The organism is Bacillus sp. CGMCC 1.60114, from assembly GCF_042676365.1.
Lineage (GTDB): Bacteria > Bacillota > Bacilli > Bacillales > Bacillaceae_G > Bacillus_A > Bacillus_A rhizoplanae_A.
This window is the reverse complement of the sequence record NZ_JBHTHG010000060.1, coordinates 1-2,181: the sequence shown is the minus strand read 5'-3', so window position 1 is coordinate 2,181 and position 2,181 is coordinate 1. Positions and strand designations below refer to the sequence as shown.

At 34.5% G+C, this 2,181-nt stretch carries 1 protein-coding gene and 1 pseudogene; both read left to right on the top strand.

The features are described 5' to 3' along the window. The first annotated feature begins 839 nt into the window (after window positions 1–839). Window positions 840–2,009, top strand: a complete 1,170-nt coding sequence (locus tag ACFQZ1_RS10845) for a serine hydrolase domain-containing protein (RefSeq protein ID WP_377882214.1) — start codon at window positions 840–842, stop codon at window positions 2,007–2,009. 75 nt (window positions 2,010–2,084) lie between these two features. Further along, a pseudogene (locus tag ACFQZ1_RS10840) lies at window positions 2,085–2,181 on the top strand (IS6 family transposase); the annotation flags it as partial.

Genomic DNA, 2,181 nt, shown 5'->3' with positions numbered 1-2,181 from the left:
AGAATTCATTGATAAACTATTCGGCCTTCCAGCATAAAATAGATTCTACTAGGAAACTTTTCGCCTCTCTATATCTCTTCTGAAGTATTTGCACCAGAACCAAATAATATATCTATAAACTTTCCATTTACAAATTCATATAATTACCTAATTTGTAAATATTTTATAATAAAAATTATATATGAATTCGAAGAGAAATATATCTATGATATGAGAGGTATAGATTTTTCTCACGAAGATTCATAATATTCAATTAATAATTAGGTGTAATCCTGCTCAATACACCTTTATCCCAATAGAGTCTACTTTATTGGGATAATAACTCTGTTGTTGATTTTCCTAAGTCTAAAGTGTCTCATATGACTTGTTTCAAATATTAGAATTGAGATTTTAGAAAATTTATTATGTATATTGATTGATAAAAATCCATTATTAGGAAATGTTACTGCGGACTAGAGCAGGAACCCTGTCACTAGGCCAATTATATAAGTGATTTTGAACGTAAGAAATTTGTAAGGAATAGGTAAGAAAAAAGAGATTTTCAGTGTGTATGATTAAAATGTAAAGAAGAGTGATAGGAGGAACAAATACTATATATTTATATAAAAAAACAAATCAATTAATAAGACTGTATGGAGGAAAAGAGACATTACAAAAGTTAACATACATCTGAAAAAAAGGGATAGACCATTTTTTAGGTCAGAAATTCGTTTGTAAAATAATAGGTATAAGAATGATTACAAATTTAATATCGCCCTTTTGTCTTTGGTTAAGAAGGATTAGTTTAAAAACAGCAAATAACCATCTATAAAATATGAATAGGAGAGAGGAATATTTTGATGAAAAAGCATCGTCAAATTACATTTACAGGTTTAGCACTTTTAATAACTGGAGGTTCACTGTTATATACAACTCCAACCTCAATTGTAAAAGCGGAGTCCATTCAAAATGTATCTAGTTCGTTACAAACAAGCACTCAAAGAGACCGTAATTCCGTCAAAGAGGCAATGCGGGATACATTGCAATATGGATATCCAGGGATACTTGCTAAAACTTCTGAGGATGGAAAAACATGGAGTTATGCAGCTGGGATAGCGGATCTGAGTACCAAGAAACCAATGAAAACAGATTTTCGTTTTCGAATTGGCAGCGTGACAAAGACGTTCACTGCAACAGTTGTACTGCAATTGGCCGGAGAGAACCGCTTGAACCTAGACGATTCTATTGAAAAATGGTTGCCTGGTGTCATTCAAGGAAATGGATATGATGATAAACAGATTACTATTCGGCAATTATTGAACCACACAAGTGGTATCGCTGAGTACACAAGGTCAAAGGATTTTAATATGATGGATACAAAAAAATCTTATACTGCTGAAGGATTAGTAAAGATGGGAATTTCCATGCCCCCAGATTTTGCTCCAGGGAAGAGCTGGTCGTATTCAAATACAGGATATGTATTACTAGGGATTCTTATTGAAAAAGTAACTGGGAACAGCTATGCGGAAGAAATTGAAAATCGGATTATTGAACCGCTTGAATTATCGGATACATTCTTACCTGGAAATTCAAGCGTGATACCAGGAACCAAGCATGCCCGTGGATATATCCAACTAGACAGCGCAAGTGAGCCAAAGGATGTTACTTATTATAACCCAAGTATAGGTAGCTCGGCTGGAGATATGATTTCTACTGCAGATGACTTAAACAAATTCTTCTCTTCCTTACTCAGTGGCAAATTACTGAAGGAACAGCAACTAAAACAAATGCTTACTACAGTTCCTACAGGAAGAGCAGAAATTGATGGATATGGTCTTGGAATCTATGAAACTAAGCTTCCAAACGGTGTCTCGATATGGGGACATGGAGGCAGCATTCCAGGGTTTATTACTTTTGCTGGAGGTACACTTGGAGGTAAGCATACGTTAGCCGTCAATTTGAACAGCTTAGGAAAAGCTGACAATCCTGATCCTTTTAAAAATATTTTACTTGCTGAATTTAGCAAGTAGGGGGGTTCTGGTGCAAAAAATCTCTTAAACTTGGACATACTGATACTATGACTCTAAAAAAGGGGCGTGATCAGTATGGAAAAGCAAAATTTGTTTAAATGGAAACATTATCAGCCTGACATTATTTTATTAACGGTAAGATGGTATCTACGGTACAATATCAGTTTTCGTG